At 72.1% G+C, this 17,358-nt stretch carries 15 protein-coding genes and 1 pseudogene; 10 read left to right on the top strand and 6 right to left on the bottom strand.

The window, feature by feature from the left end; all coding sequences use genetic code 11:
- A partial coding sequence (locus AB0G56_RS17410; protein ID WP_360969960.1) for an MFS transporter occupies window positions 1-656 on the bottom strand: 656 nt, incomplete at its 3' end.
- Between the two features lie 159 nt (window positions 657-815).
- On the opposite strand from AB0G56_RS17410, the gene AB0G56_RS17415 reads away from it, so the two are divergent.
- On the top strand, window positions 816-2,012 hold the full coding sequence (locus AB0G56_RS17415; protein ID WP_360969961.1) for a serine hydrolase: 1,197 nt from the start codon (window positions 816-818) through the stop codon (window positions 2,010-2,012).
- A gap of 64 nt (window positions 2,013-2,076) precedes the next feature.
- Here AB0G56_RS17415 and AB0G56_RS17420 read toward each other — a convergent pair.
- Window positions 2,077-2,388: pseudogene (locus AB0G56_RS17420) on the bottom strand (MMPL family transporter); the annotation flags it as partial.
- A gap of 213 nt (window positions 2,389-2,601) precedes the next feature.
- Between AB0G56_RS17420 and AB0G56_RS17425 the strand changes: the two are divergent.
- The 5 genes from AB0G56_RS17425 (at window position 2,602) to AB0G56_RS17445 (ending at window position 7,233) form a co-directional block, all read left to right on the top strand.
- Entirely contained in the window at window positions 2,602-3,282 is a 681-nt protein-coding gene (locus tag AB0G56_RS17425; protein ID WP_360969963.1) for a pyridoxamine 5'-phosphate oxidase family protein, read from the top strand.
- Window positions 3,283-3,504: 222 nt separating this feature from the next.
- A complete protein-coding gene (locus tag AB0G56_RS17430; RefSeq protein WP_360970085.1) occupies window positions 3,505-4,419 on the top strand; it encodes an NADP-dependent oxidoreductase in 915 nt (304 codons plus the stop codon).
- A gap of 268 nt (window positions 4,420-4,687) precedes the next feature.
- Entirely contained in the window at window positions 4,688-5,764 is a 1,077-nt protein-coding gene (locus tag AB0G56_RS17435; protein ID WP_360969965.1) for an alkene reductase, read from the top strand.
- An 11-nt stretch (window positions 5,765-5,775) separates the two neighbouring features.
- On the top strand, window positions 5,776-6,255 hold the full coding sequence (locus tag AB0G56_RS17440; protein WP_360969967.1) for a MarR family transcriptional regulator: 480 nt from the start codon (window positions 5,776-5,778) through the stop codon (window positions 6,253-6,255).
- A 399-nt stretch (window positions 6,256-6,654) separates the two neighbouring features.
- A complete protein-coding gene (locus AB0G56_RS17445; protein ID WP_360969969.1) occupies window positions 6,655-7,233 on the top strand; it encodes a helix-turn-helix domain-containing protein in 579 nt (192 codons plus the stop codon).
- Between the two features lie 5 nt (window positions 7,234-7,238).
- Here the strand turns inward: AB0G56_RS17445 and AB0G56_RS17450 are convergent, their stop codons facing one another.
- Complete coding sequence (locus AB0G56_RS17450; protein WP_360969971.1) at window positions 7,239-8,267, bottom strand: SMP-30/gluconolactonase/LRE family protein; 1,029 nt, start codon at window positions 8,265-8,267, stop codon at window positions 7,239-7,241.
- A 68-nt stretch (window positions 8,268-8,335) separates the two neighbouring features.
- Window positions 8,336-9,397, bottom strand: a complete 1,062-nt coding sequence (locus tag AB0G56_RS17455) for an SDR family oxidoreductase (RefSeq protein ID WP_360969973.1) — start codon at window positions 9,395-9,397, stop codon at window positions 8,336-8,338.
- A 212-nt stretch (window positions 9,398-9,609) separates the two neighbouring features.
- On the opposite strand from AB0G56_RS17455, the gene AB0G56_RS17460 reads away from it, so the two are divergent.
- From AB0G56_RS17460 to AB0G56_RS17470, 3 genes are all read left to right on the top strand, one after another.
- Window positions 9,610-11,424, top strand: coding sequence for an NAD(P)/FAD-dependent oxidoreductase (locus tag AB0G56_RS17460; protein ID WP_360969975.1), 1,815 nt, complete (start codon window positions 9,610-9,612; stop codon window positions 11,422-11,424).
- A gap of 424 nt (window positions 11,425-11,848) precedes the next feature.
- The gene (locus AB0G56_RS17465; RefSeq protein WP_360969977.1) at window positions 11,849-12,205 is read left to right on the top strand and encodes a 5-carboxymethyl-2-hydroxymuconate delta isomerase; all 357 of its coding nucleotides are present in this window, start codon (window positions 11,849-11,851) and stop codon (window positions 12,203-12,205) included.
- A gap of 261 nt (window positions 12,206-12,466) precedes the next feature.
- The gene (locus tag AB0G56_RS17470) at window positions 12,467-14,845 is read left to right on the top strand and encodes an Orn/Lys/Arg decarboxylase N-terminal domain-containing protein (protein ID WP_360969979.1); all 2,379 of its coding nucleotides are present in this window, start codon (window positions 12,467-12,469) and stop codon (window positions 14,843-14,845) included.
- Window positions 14,846-15,090: 245 nt separating this feature from the next.
- On the opposite strand, the gene AB0G56_RS17475 is transcribed toward AB0G56_RS17470, so the two are convergent.
- A complete protein-coding gene (locus AB0G56_RS17475) occupies window positions 15,091-16,347 on the bottom strand; it encodes an MFS transporter (protein WP_360969981.1) in 1,257 nt (418 codons plus the stop codon).
- Window positions 16,338-16,838: a winged helix DNA-binding protein gene (locus tag AB0G56_RS17480; RefSeq protein WP_360969983.1), complete on the bottom strand. Its 501-nt coding sequence runs from the start codon at window positions 16,836-16,838 to the stop codon at window positions 16,338-16,340. The genes AB0G56_RS17475 and AB0G56_RS17480 overlap by 10 nt, the downstream gene beginning before the upstream one ends.
- Before the next feature lie 245 nt (window positions 16,839-17,083).
- Between AB0G56_RS17480 and AB0G56_RS17485 the strand changes: the two genes are divergently transcribed.
- The gene (locus AB0G56_RS17485; protein ID WP_360969985.1) at window positions 17,084-17,356 is read left to right on the top strand and encodes a DUF4190 domain-containing protein; all 273 of its coding nucleotides are present in this window, start codon (window positions 17,084-17,086) and stop codon (window positions 17,354-17,356) included.
- Window positions 17,357-17,358: the final 2 nt, after the last annotated feature.

Raw genomic sequence — 17,358 nt, forward strand, 5'->3', positions numbered from 1 at the left:
CCGGCACCGTGCACGGACTCGTGGCCGTACGGCCCGTCGTGCCCCGTCCGCCACCACAGCAGACTCCACACCACGCTGATCGCGGCGAGCGCGGCGAAGGCGGAACGCCAGCCGAACGCGGTGATCAGCCAGGTCACACCGGGAGCGGCGATCAGTGTGCCCAGCGCGGCGCCACTGATCTGCAAGGCCGACGGCAGACCCCGCCGGTCCTCCGGGAACCACTTGTAGAGCGCGTGCATGGACATGGGCGCGGCCGGCCCCTCGGCGACACCCAGCAGCACCCTTCCCGCCACGAGCGCGGGCACGGACGCCACGAAGAGCACGGGCAGCTGCGCGACCGCCCATACGGCGGCCAGCACAGTCAGGAGCACGCGGCTCGGAACCCGCGCGGAGACGATCCCGCCCATCAGTCCGGAAACACTGAACAGCAGGGCGAAGGAGCTGGAGATCAGGCCGTACGTGCTGTTGCTGATGTGCAGTTCGTCCATGATCGGCACGGCCGCGAGGCCCAGGACGGACTTGTCCGCGTAGTTGACCAGCATGAACCCCACGATCAGCGCGGTGATCAGCCAGGCGCGGCGTCGGTCGGCCGGCGGGTCGGGCGGCGGCCCGGTGGCCTCCGGGCGGGGGGCGGGGCGGGGCTGCGGCTGGGCCATCGGGCACTCCTGCGGCTCAGGATATTGAAATCGAAGTATGTTCCCGTACAGGCTGTCTGTTATTGATCGCTTGATTTGGCAACCTAAGCGGCTGGACGTCGCGCGGTCAACGCCTCTGGCAGCCGCACCTCGGAAAACCTCGACCGACAGGAGTGACCCGTGACCGAGACAGCCCCGTTGAGTCATCTGCTGTGGAGCCGCGGCTACACGGACCCGGCCTGGATCCGCGGCTTCACCTCTCAGGGCCGTGAACTCTCACCCAGCCGGCGCGTGTGGCGGGGCCGCGCTCCCGCCCGTCCTCTGCCGCACACCGCTACCGACCTCGACGCCCTCGACCTCGGCACCACTGACACGGGCCCACTCAAGCTCGCGGACCTCTTCGCCGCGGCCCGGACGGACGCGTTCCTGGTGCTGCACCGCGGCCAGGTGGTGTACGAGCGCTATCTGCACGACTTCGACGCGTGCGCCCCTCATTTCAACGCCTCGGCGGCCAAGTCCTACCTCGGCCTCGTCGCGGCGACCCTCGCTCATCAGGGGGTGCTGGACCGTACGGCGACGGCTTCCGCCTACGTTCCGGAACTGGCCGGGACGGCCTTCGGCGATGCCCGGGTCCAGGACCTGCTGCACATGGGCACCCGGGTCAGTTACGCGGGGCGGCCCTTCGACAAGGCGACCGAGGCCCAGCGGTACCAGGCGGTGATCGCCTCTCAGCTGCGGCCGTTCGGCTACAGCGGCCCCACGACCATCCGCGAACACCTCATGACGGCCCGCGCCACCGGAGCGCCGGGCGAGGGGTTCCGCTACGAGAACGGCAACGTGGAGGCGCTGGCCGAAGTCCTCCGCCGCGTCACGGGCCTGACCACGTCCGCCCTGCTCAGCGACCTCCTGTGGACCAAGATCGGCGCGGAGGAGGACGCGTACTACATCCTGGACCAGGAGGGGTTGGAAGCCGCCTGCGGAGGCTTCAGCGCGACCGCACGCGATGTGGCCCGGCTCGGTGAGATGCTGCGGTGCGGCGGGGCGGTGGGGGACCGGCAGGTGGTTCCGGAGGAAGTGGCGGGCACGATCACCAGCGGCGTGCCCGACGGCTACCCCCGCCGAGTCCGCTTCCCGGCCGCACCCCCCGACTCACCGGCCACGCTCTCCTACCACGATCTGTGGTGGGTCCTGAACGACCCCTACGGTTCCTACATGGCCAGCGGCATCCACGGCCAGCGGCTCTTCGTGTCGCCGGGCCTGGACCTCGTGGTCGTCCACTTCGGCTCGCAGGTCATGTCGCCCGCGGTACCGCCGGCCCCCCTGGTGGGGGCGTTCGTGCGGATCGGTGTCCATCTCAACTCGTCGGGCGTGCGCTGAGAACAGCGGAGCCGTGACCGCGTGACGGTCACGGACTCCGGTCGGCGCGGTGCCGGCCCTGCTGTCAGCGCGGGTCCTCCCGGAAGGCTCCGGCCGCGGCCGGCAGACCGGGACGGTGCCGGTCCGCGTCGTCCTCCTGCCGGTCCGCGCTCAGCCGTTCGCCCTCGACGTCGAGGTCCGGCAGCAGCCGGTCCAGCCACTTCGGCAGCCACCAGCCCGCCCGGCCGACGAGTGCGAGGACCGTGGGGACGAGGGTCATCCGGACCAGGAAGGCGTCGATGAAGACGCCCACGGCCAGGGCGAAGGCGATCGGCTTGAGCATGGTGCTGCCGCCGGGGACGAAGCTCGAGAACACCGCGAACATGATGAGGGCCGCGGGGCGTGAGCGACGTCCTGGTTCAGCTGTCACGACCCGCCGGGTCCCGGTGCGGGTCCACTGCGCACCCGCGACAAGGATTTCGTTTCTGAACGTCTCCCGGGCAACGAATTTAGGAGATCTGCAGCGGATCGGCAATGGAATCAGTAGCATCCCTCTCTGTCTGCCCCGCCGCCGGACCAGCATCCGGCCCGCACTCAGAGAGGAAGCGCCATGGGCTCCGCCACTCCGCGACGCCGGTTGCCGGTCACCGAGCGCACCCGTCACCGCCGCTTGCGGGAACAGGGCAGCCTGGACCGCGACCAGCTCGACGAGATCCTCGCCGCCGGTTTCGTCTGCCACCTCGGTGTCGTCGTCGAGGGGGCACCGATGGTCATACCGACCGTCTACGGTTGCGACGGGAACACCCTGTACTTCCACGGCTCGGTCGCCAGCCGCAGCCTGCGCGCGTCACCCGACGCCACGGTCTGCGTCACGGTCACCCATGTCGACGGACTCGTCCTCGCCCGCTCGGTGTTCGAGCACGGCGTCAACTACCGCAGCGCCATGGTCCACGGCACCCCCCGCCTGGTCACGGACCCGGACGAGAAGCTCGCGGGCCTGCGCTGCCTGACCGGGCACGCCACGCCCGGCCAGTGGGACTACGCCCGCCGCCCGAGCCGCAAGGAACTCGCCGCGACCGCTCTGCTCGCCCTCTCCCTGGGCGAGGCGTCCGTCAAGATCCGCACCGGCGCCCCGGACGACGGAGGCGGCGAGGACGCCCGACTCGGCTTGTGGGCGGGCGTTCTGCCGCTGCGCGCCACGTGGGGCGCCCTGGAACCGGACCCGGCGCTGTCCGAGGGCATCGAGGCCCCGGCTCATCTGGCGAAGCGGGTCGGTGCCCCGGCGAACTGAACGCGTCCCCGGCCGACTTCCGGCGACCACCGCGACGACAGGTGCGACCACCGCAACGCCAGGTCCTGACCCGGCCGTTGGGTGTGGAGCGCTGCCCGGTCCCGCACGCGGTCACCCGGCCCTAATTACTTGGCTAGCCACACAATCGGTGTTACGTTTACGTGGTCGGCCACATAATGCGGTCGCCGGTCGGGTCCGTCGAAGGGGACAGCAGTCATGAAGATGAAGGCCATTGTTTTCGACACGTTCGGCGGCACCGAGGTCCTGCACGAGGGGGAGGCCGAGATCCCCGAGCCCGGCCCCGGCCAGGTCCGCGTCCGCGTCCGCGCGGTCGGCGTCAACCCGGTGGACGGGAAGATCCGCTCCGGGACCATGGAGGCCGTCTTCCCCACCACGCTGCCCGCCGTCCCCGGCGGGGAGATGGCCGGGATCGTCGACGCTGTCGGTGAAGGCGTCGACCGGCTGAAGGTGGGGGACGAGGTGCTGGGCTGGTCCGACACCGGCGCCTACGCCCAGTACGCACTGGCCGGCGCGGCCGTCCTCGCCCCCAAGCCGGCCGGCCTGGACTGGACGCACGCCGCCGCGCTGCCGGTGGCGAGCGACGGCGCCGACCGGGTCCTGGACCTGCTCGACGTCAAGGCCGGTGAAACCCTGCTGATCCACGGCGCGGCCGGCGCACTCGGCACCGTCGCGGTGCAGCTCGCCGTCGCACGCGGTGCCCGCGTCATCGGCACCGCCGGCCCGGCCAACCAGAGTTACCTGGCCTCGCTCGGTGCCACCGCGCTGGTCTACGGACAGGACCTGGTGGAGCGGGTCCGCGCTGTCGCCCCGGAGGGTGTGGACGCCGTGTTCGACGCTGCGGGCAAGGGCGCGCTGGAGGACTCCATCACCCTGCGCGGCGGCACCGAGCGGATCGTCACCACCGCCGACTTCCGGGCCCGTGAACTGGGCGTCGTCTTCGCCGAGGGCCCGCAGCGGCGCTCGGCCGCCCGGCTGGCCGAACTCGCCCGGCAGGCCGCCGACGGCGAGCTGGTGACCACCGTCGGTGCCACCTACCCGCTCGCGGAGGCGGCCAGGGCGCAGCAGGCCGGCGACGCCGGCCACGGCCGCGGAAAGCGCGTCCTGACCGTCGACTGATCCTCCGGCGGGTCGGCTCCGGCCCTGTGCTGCGGGGCCGGCCCTGTGCTGCGGGGCCGGCCCTGTGCTGCGGTTCCGGCCCACCCGACCGCATCCGCCCGGCCGGCGCCCCTCACCAGCCCAGCCCGCGCCGTCCGGCCGGCCCGTGCCCGTCCGGCCGGCCCGTGCCCGGCGGGTCGGCCCGTGCCCGGCGGGTCGGCCCGTACCCCGTCCCGCCTCCCGCCTCCCGCCTCCCGCCCGTGACCGTCCCGTACCGAAGGAAGCACCCATGCCCACCACCAGCCTGAACGCCCTGTGGCAGCCCACCCGCGCCGGGGACCTCCGGCTGCCGCACCGGCTCGTCATGGCCCCGATGACGCGCAGCCGCAGCACCCCACAGGGCGTGCCGACCGAACTGAACGCCGAGTACTACGCCCAGCGCGCTTCGAACGCGCTCATCATCAGCGAGGGCACCCAGCCGTCCGCCGAGGGGCAGGGCTATCTGCTGACGCCCGGCGTCCACACCGCGGAGCAGGTGGCCGGGTGGCGCAAGGTCACCGACGCCGTGCACGCCGCCGGCGGGCGCATCGTCGTGCAACTGATGCACGCCGGGCGGATCGCACATCCCGACAACACCCCGCACGGACGGCAGCCGGTGGCGCCGTCCCCGGTGCGCCCGGCGGGCACGATGTTCACCGCGTCCGGACCGCAGGAGATGCCCCGGCCCCGGGCGCTGTCCACCCATGAGGTCGGCGCGACGATCGAGGACTACCGCCGCGCCGCCGCGGGCGCCGTCGCGGCCGGCGCGGACGGCGTGGAGATCCACGGCGCCAACGGCTACCTCGTCCACCAGTTCCTGTCCACCCACACCAACGAGCGCACCGACCGCTACGGCGGCCCGGTCGAGGGCCGCATCCGCTTCGCCGTCGAGGTCGCCGCGGCCGTCGCCGACGAGATCGGCGCCGGCCGCACCGCCATCCGCCTGTCACCCGGCAACCCGCACAACGACATCCGCGAGGACGACACGCACGAGCTGTACCCGGCACTGGTGCACGCCCTCGCCCCGCTGGACCTGGCCTACCTGCACCTTCTCCACAACGGCGACGAGCAACTCCTGCACACCCTCCGGTCGCTGTGGCCGGGAGCGCTCGTGCTGAACCGCGCGGGCGCCGACCTCGCCGCGCGCGCCAGGGACATCGCCGACGGCCGTGCCGACATCGTCTCCGTGGGGGCACTGGCGCTGGCGAACCCCGACCTCGTCGAGCGGGTACGCTCCGGAGCGCCCCTGAACACCCCCGACCCGGCCACCTTCTACGGCGGAGGTGAGACCGGATACACGGACTACCCCACCCGCGGCGACGCCTGAGGAGAAACCCGATGACCCACCCCGTTCCCGGGCCCCCCAGCACGGCGCGCGACGGACGCCTCAGCTATGCCGTCTTCCACCTCGCCCGCGCCCACCGCGGCCACGCCGCCGCCATGCTCCGCTCGATGAACCTGCACCCGGGACAGGAGCTGCTTCTGATGCAGCTCTTCGACCGCGACGGCCAGACCCAGTCCGAACTGCTGGACAGCGTCGGACTCGACCACTCCACCGTCTCCAAGTCGCTGCGCCGCATGCAGGACGCCGGACTGCTCACCCGGGAACCGGCCGAACGCGACCGGCGTGTCATGGTGGTCCACCTCACGGACGCCGGCCGCGCCCTGCGCGAGCCCATCGCCGGCATGTGGCGCGCGCTGGAGGAGCTCTCCGTACGTGACCTGACGGCGGATCAGATCGAGTCGTTCACCAGGACCGCGTACGCCATCGAGCAGTCGATCAGGAACTGCGGTCGACAGGCCCCGTCGGACGAGTGACGGCGGCGGGCGGACGGGCGGACCCCACGGGCAGCCCGCTCGTGAGGTGTGCGCAGGCGTGAGGGGCCGGCCGGGAGGGCCGTTCGACCTCCCCAGGTGCCACGGTCCTTCCCCGGCCGGCCAAGGTCACCTACCCGCGCGTCCCGTTCGTATGTACACGGGATCGCCGTGCTGTCGAACCCTCTGGTGGGCGAGTGCTGCCACGACGGGGGCCGGAAGCGGGAGCCCCGGGGGGCGGCACTCCGCCGCTCGACCGGCAGGTGATCGAGCGAGGCGGCGAAGAACGATCGGCAAGCGCCGGACTGTCCGCCACGGCTGCGGGCAGGCGCGTCGTGAGCGACCCGGGGCCCTGGCCCTGACCTGCCTGTAGGCGGTCCGGGCTCGTACTACGCTTCCCGTGTGACGAAACTGACCGAGCCCCACGGCCGCCCGGCCAACCAGGGGCGCCGGGTCGCGGCCCGCAACCGGGCCGCTCTCATCGCGGCCGCTCGCGAGGTCTTCGCGGAGCAGGGCCTGAACGCACCGCTGTCCGCCGTCGCCCGCCGCGCCGGGGTGGGGCAGGGCAGCCTCTACCGGCATTTCGCCGACCGCGTCGCGCTGGCCTCGGCCGTGCTGGACGAGAACGTCCGGCAGATCGAGGCGGCCGCCGCGGCGCCCGGGGCGAGCCTGAAGAGTGTGCTGGGCGTGGTCACCTGGCACCTGACCCGGTCGACGGCGTTCGTCGACCTCCTGCGGGTACGCGGCGACACCGCGGAGGCCCAAGCGCTGTCCGGACGCGTCCGCGGTGTCCTGGGCCAGTGCCTTCCCGACGGCCACCGCCTGTCGGCCGACGAGGTCATGGTGGCCGTCGCGATGGTCTCCGGTGCCGTTGCGGGCCCCACCCTGCCCGATCGGGAGCGGCTGGCCCTGGTGGCCTGGCGGCTGCTCGGCATCGAGGTGGGGCCGTTGCGGTCCTACGAGGTGGACGCCGCCGGCTGAGGGGGTCAGCCGCCGTTGGACTGCCGGATGCCCTTCGCGAGGGCATCGAACCGGTAGACGTAGCCGCCGTCGGGCCCGCTGACCGTCATGTACGCCGTCCTGCCGCCCGGTGTGATCGCGACATTGGTCGCCGACCGCAACCCCGACGCGTCCTTGGCGCGGATCTCGACGGTGGCGAGGCGCTCCCCGTACTTGCTGTAGACCACCATGGCCGGCCGGCCGTGCAGCGCCTGGTAGAGGTTGCCTGCGGCGTCCACGGTGATGGAGTCGCTCTGCGCCAGGCCGCCGTCGACATGAATGGCCTCGTGCCGGGAGGTCACGGCGGTCCTGTCGGCGTCGAGCAGGAGGTACGAGACGGTGTTCCTGGTGAGTTCGCTGATCCACAGGCCGCGCCGCTCGGGGTCGAACATGACCCCGTTGGGGTGGGCGAGGCCGTCGGCCAGGACGGTGGCCTTCGTGCCATCGCGGTCGACGCGCACGATCCGGCCGCCGGTGTCACCGGGTTCGGTGCCGTGGGAGTCGCTCACGTACAGGTTGCCCTCGTCGTCGAAGGCGACGTCGTCCGGAGTCATGCGGGAACCGCTGACCTCGCCGGAGAAGAAGACGCGCGCGTCCGACCCGTCCGGCCTGAGGCTGACGACGGACCCGGTGGCGAAGTCGGTCAGGTACAGGCGCCCGTCGTAAGGGCTGATCTGCGCGGACGTGTAGGCGCCCCGCTCGTCGGTGTAGATGCCGTGGTGCTCGCCGGTGGAGACGTCGAGGGAGATGACCTTGGGCTCGCCGGGAGGCGCGGTGACGTCCACGACGTACAGGTCGCCGTCCCCGACGAGCAGCGGACCCTCCAACAGGGTCGATCCCGTGGCGCGGTGCACGTCGGTGACGTGCGCGACCCGGGTGGCGGGGATGGTGCGGCCCGCTCCGGACGTCGTGGTCTTCGAGGCCGGGGCGGCGCTCTCGGTGCCGCAGCCGGTGAGGGCCACGAGCGCGAGGACTGCCAGGCCTGCCAGGGCGCGTGGCGCGCGGTACGCGGGCATGCGGGAATGTGCTCCTTCCTGTCGTCCGGCACAACCGGACGTCGTGCGTGCGGGAGTCCGGGCGGATGTCAGGCGGCCGACCAGCCGCCGTCGGAGGGCAGGATCGCGCCGTTGATGTTCACCGCGTCCCGGCTGAGCAGGAACGTGATCGAGGCTGCCAGTTCCTCGGCCATGGCCAGACCGGGTATCGCCACGCGCATTTTCGCGGTGCGGACCGATCCGTAGGGCGCCGCGCCGGGCAGCTGGATCCCGGTGGCCACCGCTCCCGGGGCGACGGCGTTGACCTGCACGCCCGTGCCCGCGTACTGGTAGGCCGACGACTTCGTGAGCCCCACCAGCGCATGCTTGGACGCCGTGTACGCGGCGCCGGCCGCGCTGCCGCGCAGAGCGGCCTCGGAGACGACGTTGACGATCCGGCCGTCACCCGCGGCGAGCATCCCGGGAACGACAGCGCGCATCAGACGCATGGGACCCTCGACGTTGACACGCATGACGCGGGCCCACAGCGTGTCGTCGACCTCGTGCACGGCTGCGTCGTCGTCCATCACCCCCGCGACGTTCGCCAGGCCGTCCACGCCACCGCCGGCCGCGGCCAGAACGGCGTGGGCCGACTCAGGCGCCGTGATGTCGGCGGCGACGGGCACGACCCCGTCGCCCAACTCGGCGGCGAGCGTGGCGAGTCCGTCCGCCGAGACGTCGACCGCGACGACGCGGCCGCTCTCGCGCACGATGCGCGAGGCGACGGCCCGGCCGATGCCGGAAGCAGCGCCGGTGACGACGACGGTCTGCTCGGCGAACCGGCCCCGCGTGAGCTGCTCGGACCACGGCTCGGGAGCGCCTGTCCTGATGCCTGGGGCGGCCTCTCGGACGGCCCCGGCCGCCGCCGGGGGAGCGGTGGGCGGGCCCGCGGGAACCCGGCCGGTCTCGGCGGCGGTGACCGGCGTGCCGGGCAGCTCCGGCGGGAACGCGCCACCGGACATCCGCACGAGCTGCTCCGACGGCAGTCCGAGGGCTGGCGCGAGGGCCTCCTCGCTCTGCCCCCGGGAGGCCGGCAGGGCGCGCAGGACCTGCCCGGCGGCGGGATCCGCCGGCCAGTCGCGGAGCGGGGAGGCGGGGGTGGGGTTCGACATGGCGGGCCTTTCGCGTCGTGGGGGAGGGGGCGGAGCGGTGTGGGGCCGGGTCGGGGGCGGTGTGAGGCCGGGTCGGAGCGCCTCAACCGGACAATACTGTCCGGTTCATGGGCTACGCTACCGCTGACCGCGCGGAAGCTCTGCGAGGGCCCCGCCCGCGCCGCGCGGCGAGCAGTGCGCCTCCCCCACCCGCACGAGAGGATCCGCCCCCGATGACCCTTCCGCAGTGCGACAACCCGCCCACCCCGCAGGAGGCCGCCGGCCTGCGCGAGCGCTACCGCGTCGAGCGCGAACGCCGCGTACGCCCCGAAGGCCCGGGCCAATACCGTTCCACCACCGCGGAGTTCGGCTACTTCGCCGCCGATCCCTACGCCCACGGCGGGACGGGACGGGAACCGCTGCACGACGAGGTGGACGTGGCGATCGTCGGCGGCGGGTTCGGTGGGATCCTGGCGGGCGCGCACTTGCGCCGACAGGGCGTCGCCAGGGTCCGCGTCATCGAGAAGGGCGGCGACTTCGGAGGCACTTGGTACTGGAACCGCTACCCCGGCGTCCACTGCGACATCGAGTCGCACGTCTACCTGCCGATGCTCGACGAGACCGGATACGTACCCCGGTGGAAGTACGCGCCGGGCGAGGAGATCCGCCGGCACGCGGTGCGTATCGCCGAGCAGTTCGATCTGTACGAGGACGCTCTGTTCTCCACCTCCGTGACATCCCTGACCTGGGACGAGGACACCGAGAAGTGGCAGGTCACCACTGACCGCGCCGACGCGTTCCACGCCACCCACGTCATCATCGCCACCGGCACGCTCACCGAGCCCAAGCTGCCCGGCATCCCCGGGATCGAGGAGTACCGGGGCCACACCTTCCACACCTCCCGGTGGGACTACGGATACACCGCAGGCGGCCCGGACGGCGGACTCACGGGCCTGGCGGGCAAGCGGGTCGGCGTCGTGGGCACCGGTGCCACCGGCGTCCAGGTCGTCCCGAAGCTGGCCGAGGACGCGGGGCACCTGTACGTCTTCCAGCGCACCCCCTCCTCCGTGGACGTGCGGGGGCAACGGCGCATGACACCGCAGGACGTCGGCGCGGACCGGCCGGGCTGGGCGGCCGAGCGGCGGGAGAACTTCCTGCGGATCGTCTCGGGGGAGGAGGCCGGGCAGGACCTGGTCACCGACCGGTGGACGGCGTCGGCGGCCCTGTTGGAGAAGCTGCTGCCCAGCTTCCGCCGCGCCGGCGAGCCGGACTTCGAGGCCGCCTACGAGGCCGCCGACCACGCCGCGATGAACCGGATCCGCGAGCGAGTGGTCAGGGAGGTCGCGGACCCCGCCACGGCCGCCGCCCTCCAGCCCTGGTACCGGTACGCGTGCAAGCGCCCCACCTTCTCCGACACGTATCTGGCCGCGTTCAACCGGGACAACGTCACCCTCGTGGACACCGCCGACACCCACGGCATCGAGCGGATGACCGAACGCGGCGTCGTCGTGGGCGGCGTGGAGTACGAACTCGACTGCCTGGTCTTCGCCACCGGATTCTCCGTCGGCGTCTCCGGCGTCACCTCGGGGAAGCTGCCCGTGACCGGCCGCCAGGGGGTCCAGCTCCTGCATGCCTGGGCCGAGCGAGGCCCGCGCACCCTTCACGGCTTCACCAGTAACGGGTTCCCCAACCTGGTCCGGATGGGCTCGCTGCAGAACGCCAGCAGCGTGAACTTCACGCACATCCTCGACGAGCAGGCCCTGCACGCCGCCGCCCTCATCGCCGCCGCGCTGGCGAAGGACGCCCTCGTGGAGCCCACCCCGGAGGCCGAGGACGCCTGGATCGACGTCTGCTCACAGGGCGCCCCCGACCATGAGTGGTTCCACGCCGAGTGCACCCCCGGCTACTACAACGGGGAGGGACGCGGACGCCCGAACGGCCCGACCGCGTACTCGCACGGCGCCGTCGCCTTCCACGAACTCCTGCGCCACTGGCGGGAGAACGACCTCGGCGAGATCCTCCGGGAGCGCAGGACCTGCGGGGGGTGACACCCCTGCCCCCTCAGCAGAGCGCGACGGCACATGGGCGGGAAGGCCGCAGGGGCGGGCCCCCTTCGCGGCCGCCACCGGCTTGCCGATCACCAGCGCCGAGACGTCGGCAGCGGGGCGGGCCACCGGACACCGGATGGTGGCCCGCGCCTACGACTGCCTCGCGGCGCTCATCGCGGCAGTCGGCGGCGAGCGGGCCGAAGCCTCCCGCGCTGCGGCGGTCACCGGCCCGCACCCGGCCCGGGAGGCCGTCCGCCGCGGAGCCACCACCGGGCCACGGCCGATCGCGCCCGCGCCGTCCAGCCGCTGGGCGCCCTCGGAACCGGCCGCTCGGTGCACCAGCCCGGGCAGATAGTGTCCCGTGAGGCGGAACAGCCCCGGCAAGCGCAAGGAACCTACCGATCGAGGGGATGAAACCTTCTCCATGCCTCACATCACCGTCGACTGTCCCCGACGACTTGCCGGCCTCTTCGACCTGTCGGCTTTCACCGCGGAACTCCATCCCATGGTGCTCGCCGGAAGCAGTTCCGCGGGTACGTGCAAGACGCTGTTCCGCAAGGCGACAGAGGCCCACGTCGCTCATCGGCACAGCAGCGAGGTGCTCTTCGTACATGTGGAGGTGGGGCTGCTGCCCGGACGTTCCGACGGACTCAAGGCCCGGCTGGCCGAGAACATACTGGGCCTGCTGGAGAACCACGTGCGCAAGGCCACCACGGACGACGTGGTGTGCTCCGTGGAAGTGCGGGACCTGGCCGGCTCGTATCGCCTCCGGACCCTGTGACCCCTCCCCGCCGGCGCTGCTCACGGGACGGGCACACCGGTGTGCGACGGCCGCGGTGAGCCGGAGTGACCGGCGGGCGCGGCCGAGGGATGTGCGAAGGCCCCGGCGGGAGGCCGAAGGCGCGGATGTGGCGCCGACACGTCAAGGAGCCGTTCGCGCTGTGCACCGATGGGGTGGTTTGGGCGGTCGCCGGCCGATCGCGCGTGCGGGGAAGGCGAACACTGGACGGGGGTGGCACGGAGCATCGGGGAAGGGGGCGGCATGGCCGACGGCACGGTTCTGGTGGCGGTGGCGGAGCATCCGGAGGACAGGAGCGCCACCGCCGGGCAGCTGGCGCGCATCGCCGAGGGGATCCGGGCGCGTGGCTTGCATGTCCGGTGGGCGGTGAGCGCCGGCGACGCCGAGGCGGTGCTCAGGACGGAAGCCGGTCTGGCCGCAGCGGTGGTCGCCTGGGACCTTCCGCCCGCGACCGAGGACGGGCCGGGCGGCGCGGCGGTGCTGCGCCGGATCGGGCACCGGTTCCAGAACCTGCCGGTGTACCTGGTCATGGCGGACGAAGGGCTGCGTGAGCTGCCGCTGTGGGTGTCGCAGTCGGTGGTGGGCTATGTGTGGCCGCTGGAGGACACGCCGGCGTTCATCGCGGGGCGGATCACCGCCGCCGCCCGGGCCTACCAGGACGCCCTGCTCCCGCCGTTCTTCAAGGCGCTGCGGCGCTTCGACGACGCGCACGAGTACTCATGGCACACTCCGGCGCACTCCGGCGGGGTCGCCTTCCTCAAGTCGCCCGTGGGCCGGGCGTTCCACGACTACTTCGGGGAGCGGCTGCTGCGCAGCGACCTGTCGATCTCGGTGGAGGAGCTCGGCTCGCTGTTCGAGCACACGGGCCCGATCGGCGAGGCGGAGCGGAACGCCGCGCGCGTCTTCGGCTCCGACCACACGTACTTCGTCCTGCACGGCGACTCCACCTGCAACCGTCTGGTCGGCCACTTCAGCGTGGCCCGCGACGAGATCGCCCTGGTGGACCGCAACTGCCACAAGTCGGTCCTGCACGGCCTGGTCGTCTCCGGCGCCCGGCCGGTGTACCTGGTCCCCACCCGCAACGGCTACGGCCTCGCCGGACCGTTGCCGCCCGCCGAGATCGCCGCGGAATCGGTGGCGGCGCGGATCGCGGAGAACCCCCTCACGCGGGACGCGGTGTCCTCCCGTGCCCAGTACGCGGTGTTCACCAACTCCACCTATGACGGGCTGTGTTACGACGCGGCGACGACGGCCCGGGCCTTCGCGGCCGGGACGCCCCGCCTGCACTTCGACGAGGCGTGGTTCGCGTACGCCCGCTTCCACCCGCTCTACGCGGGGCGCTACGGCATGGCGGTGGACGAGGAGGCCTTCCCCGGCCCCGACCGGCCGACGATCTTCGCGACCCAGTCCACCCACAAGCTACTGGCGGCGCTGTCGCAGGGCGCCATGGTGCACGTCCGGCCCGCGCCCCGGGCGCCGGTGGAGCACGACCGGTTCAACGAGGCGCTGATGATGCACGGCACGACGTCGCCGCTGTATCCGATGATCGCCTCGCTGGACGTGGCCACGGCGATGATGGACGGTCCGCAAGGCCGGTGGCTGGTCGACGAGGCGGTGACGGAGGCGGTCCGGTTCCGTCAGGAGATGGTGCGGATCGGGCGGCGGATCGAGGCCGCCGGGGACCGGCCGCCCTGGTTCTTCGGGGTGTGGCAGCCGGGTGAGGTGACCGACCCGGTGAGCGGGGCACGGCTGCCGTTCGACGAGGCTCCGGCGGACCTGCTGCGGACCGAGCCCTCCTGCTGGCACCTCGCACCCGACGCGGACTGGCACGGCTTCCCCGGTCTGACCGACGGCTACTGCATGCTCGACCCGATCAAGGTCACCCTGACCTGCCCGGGGCTCGGCGCGACCGGTGCCATGTCCGGTCAGGGCATCCCCGCGCGGGTGCTCACCGCCTATCTGACCACGCGCGGCATCGTCGTGGAGAAGACCGACAGCTACACCACGCTGGTGCTGTTCTCCATGGGCATCACCAAGGGCAAATGGGGCACGCTGCTTGACGCGCTGATGGACTTCAAGGATCTCTACGACGGCGACGCCCCGCTGGAGCGTGTACTGCCCGCGTTGATCGCCGAGCACCCCCGACGCTACTCCGGGCGGAGTCTGCGCGACCTGTGCCAGGAGATGCACGACCACCTGCGCGAGGCCCACCTGGTCGAACTGCTCGACACGGTCTTCCAGCAACTCCCGGAGCCGGTCTTCCCGCCCCAGCTGTGCTACCAGCGCCTGATCCGCGGCGGCACGGAACGAATCCGCCTGGCGGACGCCCCGGGCCGGGTCGCCGCGGCGATGGTCACGGTGACGCCACCCGGCATCCCGGTCCTCATGCCGGGTGAGAGCGTCGGGGAGGAGGACGGTCCTCTGCTGCGCTACCTCGGTGCCCTGGAGTCCTTCGACCGACGCTTCCCCGGCTTCGGCAGCGAGACGCACGGCGTGACCCGCGCCCCCGACACCGGCGACTACCTGATCGAGTGCCTGCGTCCGGACGGCGAGGAGGGGACCGCGGGCGCCAGGACGCCGGCGCAGCGGTGGGGGGCGGAGGGCGCCAGGCCGGTGGGTTGAGTCCGGGTAGCGAAGCGCGGCTTGCACACGGGGAGCCGCACCGCTCACCGTACGGGCAACAGCGTCGCCATCCGCGTCGTCGCCCGCTGGGAGAACGCCCTCGGCACCACGCGGGTCAACGAGGGTCTGCGCACCGGCATGCCGCAGCCTGCGCCCACGGAACAGGACGTCGAAGTGGCCGGTGCACCAGCCGACGAAAGCCTGAACCCACGACTGCGTCGCCCTGTGCGCCGGAAGGAGCGGGCTCATGGCCCGGCGGAGGCTGTAGGGGTGCAGGAGGCTACGGAGGACCTGCGCAGGTCGGCCGTCGTGGCACCCACCACGGCCACGGCACCGAGGCAGAGCAGGCCACCGCTGACGAGGGCTGCTGCTCCCGAGGTGACACCTGCCACGAGGCCGCCGCGCATGTTGCCGATGTCGGGCCCGGCCTGCCCGACGATCTGTTCAGCCGCACTGACGCGGCCGAGCAGCTCGCGAGGTGTGTGCGTCTGGACGACGGCGCTCCGGCAGACGACGGAGACGGTGTCGGCGGCGCCGGCTATGACGAGGAAGGCGAAACCGGCCCCTGGGCCGGGTGACGTGCCGAACAGCGCCAACGCCGCGCCCCAGGTGGCGGATCCGCCGAGCATGACCAGGCCGGGGCGGGCGGACCGGGTGAAGCTTCCGGAGAAGAGTGACGCGGCGACGCCGCCGGCGGCGATGGCCGTGAGGAACAGCCCGAGGGTGCGTGGGTCGCCGTCGAACCGTTCGGCGTTGATCAAGGGAAACACACTGATGGGCATCGACAGCACAGTGGTGGCGAGGTCCGTGAGCAGGGCCCCGCGAATGACGGGGGTGCGGCCCAAGAAGGCCAGGCCGTCCAGCACCCCCCGCAGGCCCGGCCGCGCAGGCTCGTCTCCGGGGCTCATGTGCGGCAAGCCGAAGGCACCGTGGACCGCGGCGGCGAACGTCAGGGCGTCGATCACGTAGCAGGTGCCGACTCCCGGCCCGCCCACGATCAGTCCGCCGAGCGCGGGACCGAGCAGCATGGAGCCCTGGAAGGCGATGCGCCTCAACGCCAGTCCCGCGGCCAGTCGGTGCTGGGGAAGGAGGTGGGGGACGAAGGTGCGTGAAGCCGGGCCGCCGCCTGCGCCGAAGCATGACTGGAGCGCGACGAGACCCAGCACGCCGGCGGCAGGAAAGTGCCCGAGGAAGCCCTGGAGCGCGAGGAGGAGCGAACACACGGCCTGCCCGCTGGTCGTGAGCAGGTAGAACTTCCGGCGGTCCACCCGGTCGACGAGCGATCCGGCGAAGAGTCCGAGCACGACGAGCGGGACAGCCTGGGCCAGCCCGACGCCTCCCGTCCACAGGGGACTCTTCGTCATCTGCCAGACCTGGAACATCACCGCGACGAGCGTCATCTGACTGCCGAGACCGGACAGTGCCTGGCCGGCCCACAGCCGCCGGAACGTCGGTGACGACCGTAACGGAGACACGTCGATCAGTGTGCGCTTCAGTCCCACGCCGGGTCCTCCGCCAGCTTCTCGGCGATCCGGTCGTGGAAGCTCTTGCGCTCCAGAGCCCGCTCGATATCGGCGACGGCCCGGGAGAGCGGGTAGGGGGTCTCGGCCTCCAGCTCAGCGACGGCAGCCTCGGTGGCCCGCCATTCCGCCGCCAGACGATCCACGACGCGGCGGGCTTTGTCGGTGAGCGTCACCTTCCTCGTGCGTGCGTCCTCGCCGACGACGGTCTGCACCCAGCCGGCGGTGCGCATCGCGGCGACCTTCTGGCTGAGCGCCGAATGCGTGCGCTGAACCGACTCGGCCAGTTCCGCGATGGTCATGGGTCCGCGGGCGTGCAGCCGGAGCAACTCCATGACGAAGCTGGGCTTGAGACCTTCGATCTGTCGCTCGGAGTAGAGACGGGCGATGTCGGCGTCCATGGACGCCTGGAGCAGGCGCAGGGGTCGCCACAGGCTCTGCTGGGTCGGATCGACCGGGTGGGGGCTGACCATGCGGCTCACCATAACAGCACTTATACAAGTGCTGTTGCTTTTATCGGGCCGTGGCGGCCGCTGCCGTCCGCGACTCCTCCCGGTTCGCCGTGCTTCCCCGCCGACGCCACGATGCTGCCCCCCAACTTGCCCTTCGACAAAGGCGCTTGACCGGACCTCGCACAGGCATGACCCGGCCGGGACGGGCAACCAGAAAGGAACTGAAGGAAGAAACGAAGCCGACCGCGACAGTTTGGGAGATACCGATGTCGTCCTACAGTCGAACGAGCGCCCACAAGACGAGCCGGACGAGCGGACTGGCGATCGCGGGGCTGGTCTGCGGCATAGTCGGCCTGCTCTTCCTGCCGATCATCCTCGGCCCGCTGGCCGTCATCTTCGGCGCCGTCGCGCTGCGCCAGACCGGCTCCGCGATGGCGAAGTGGGGCATCGGCCTCGGAGTGGTCGACATCGTACTCATGATCGTGATGTTCGCCGTCGCGGCCCACAACGGCGGCAGCTTCACCTGGAACATCGGCTGACC

Source organism: Streptomyces sp. NPDC021356, assembly GCF_040641015.1.
Classification (GTDB): Bacteria; Actinomycetota; Actinomycetes; order Streptomycetales; family Streptomycetaceae; genus Streptomyces.

Excerpts from the sequence above, each read along its gene's own strand:
- AB0G56_RS17425 (WP_360969963.1), top strand. The coding sequence starts at position 2,602 with ATGGGCTCCGCCACTCCGCGACGCCGGTTGCCGGTCACCGAGCGCACC.
- AB0G56_RS17430 (WP_360970085.1), top strand. The coding sequence starts at position 3,505 with ATGAAGGCCATTGTTTTCGACACGTTCGGCGGCACCGAGGTCCTGCAC.
- AB0G56_RS17435 (WP_360969965.1), top strand. The coding sequence starts at position 4,688 with ATGCCCACCACCAGCCTGAACGCCCTGTGGCAGCCCACCCGCGCCGGG.
- AB0G56_RS17440 (WP_360969967.1), top strand. The coding sequence starts at position 5,776 with ATGACCCACCCCGTTCCCGGGCCCCCCAGCACGGCGCGCGACGGACGC.
- AB0G56_RS17450 (WP_360969971.1), bottom strand. The coding sequence starts at position 8,267 with ATGCCCGCGTACCGCGCGCCACGCGCCCTGGCAGGCCTGGCAGTCCTC.
- AB0G56_RS17455 (WP_360969973.1), bottom strand. The coding sequence starts at position 9,397 with ATGTCGAACCCCACCCCCGCCTCCCCGCTCCGCGACTGGCCGGCGGAT.
- AB0G56_RS17460 (WP_360969975.1), top strand. The coding sequence starts at position 9,610 with ATGACCCTTCCGCAGTGCGACAACCCGCCCACCCCGCAGGAGGCCGCC.
- AB0G56_RS17465 (WP_360969977.1), top strand. The coding sequence starts at position 11,849 with ATGCCTCACATCACCGTCGACTGTCCCCGACGACTTGCCGGCCTCTTC.
- AB0G56_RS17470 (WP_360969979.1), top strand. The coding sequence starts at position 12,467 with ATGGCCGACGGCACGGTTCTGGTGGCGGTGGCGGAGCATCCGGAGGAC.
- AB0G56_RS17480 (WP_360969983.1), bottom strand. The coding sequence starts at position 16,838 with ATGGTCAGCCCCCACCCGGTCGATCCGACCCAGCAGAGCCTGTGGCGA.
- AB0G56_RS17485 (WP_360969985.1), top strand. The coding sequence starts at position 17,084 with ATGTCGTCCTACAGTCGAACGAGCGCCCACAAGACGAGCCGGACGAGC.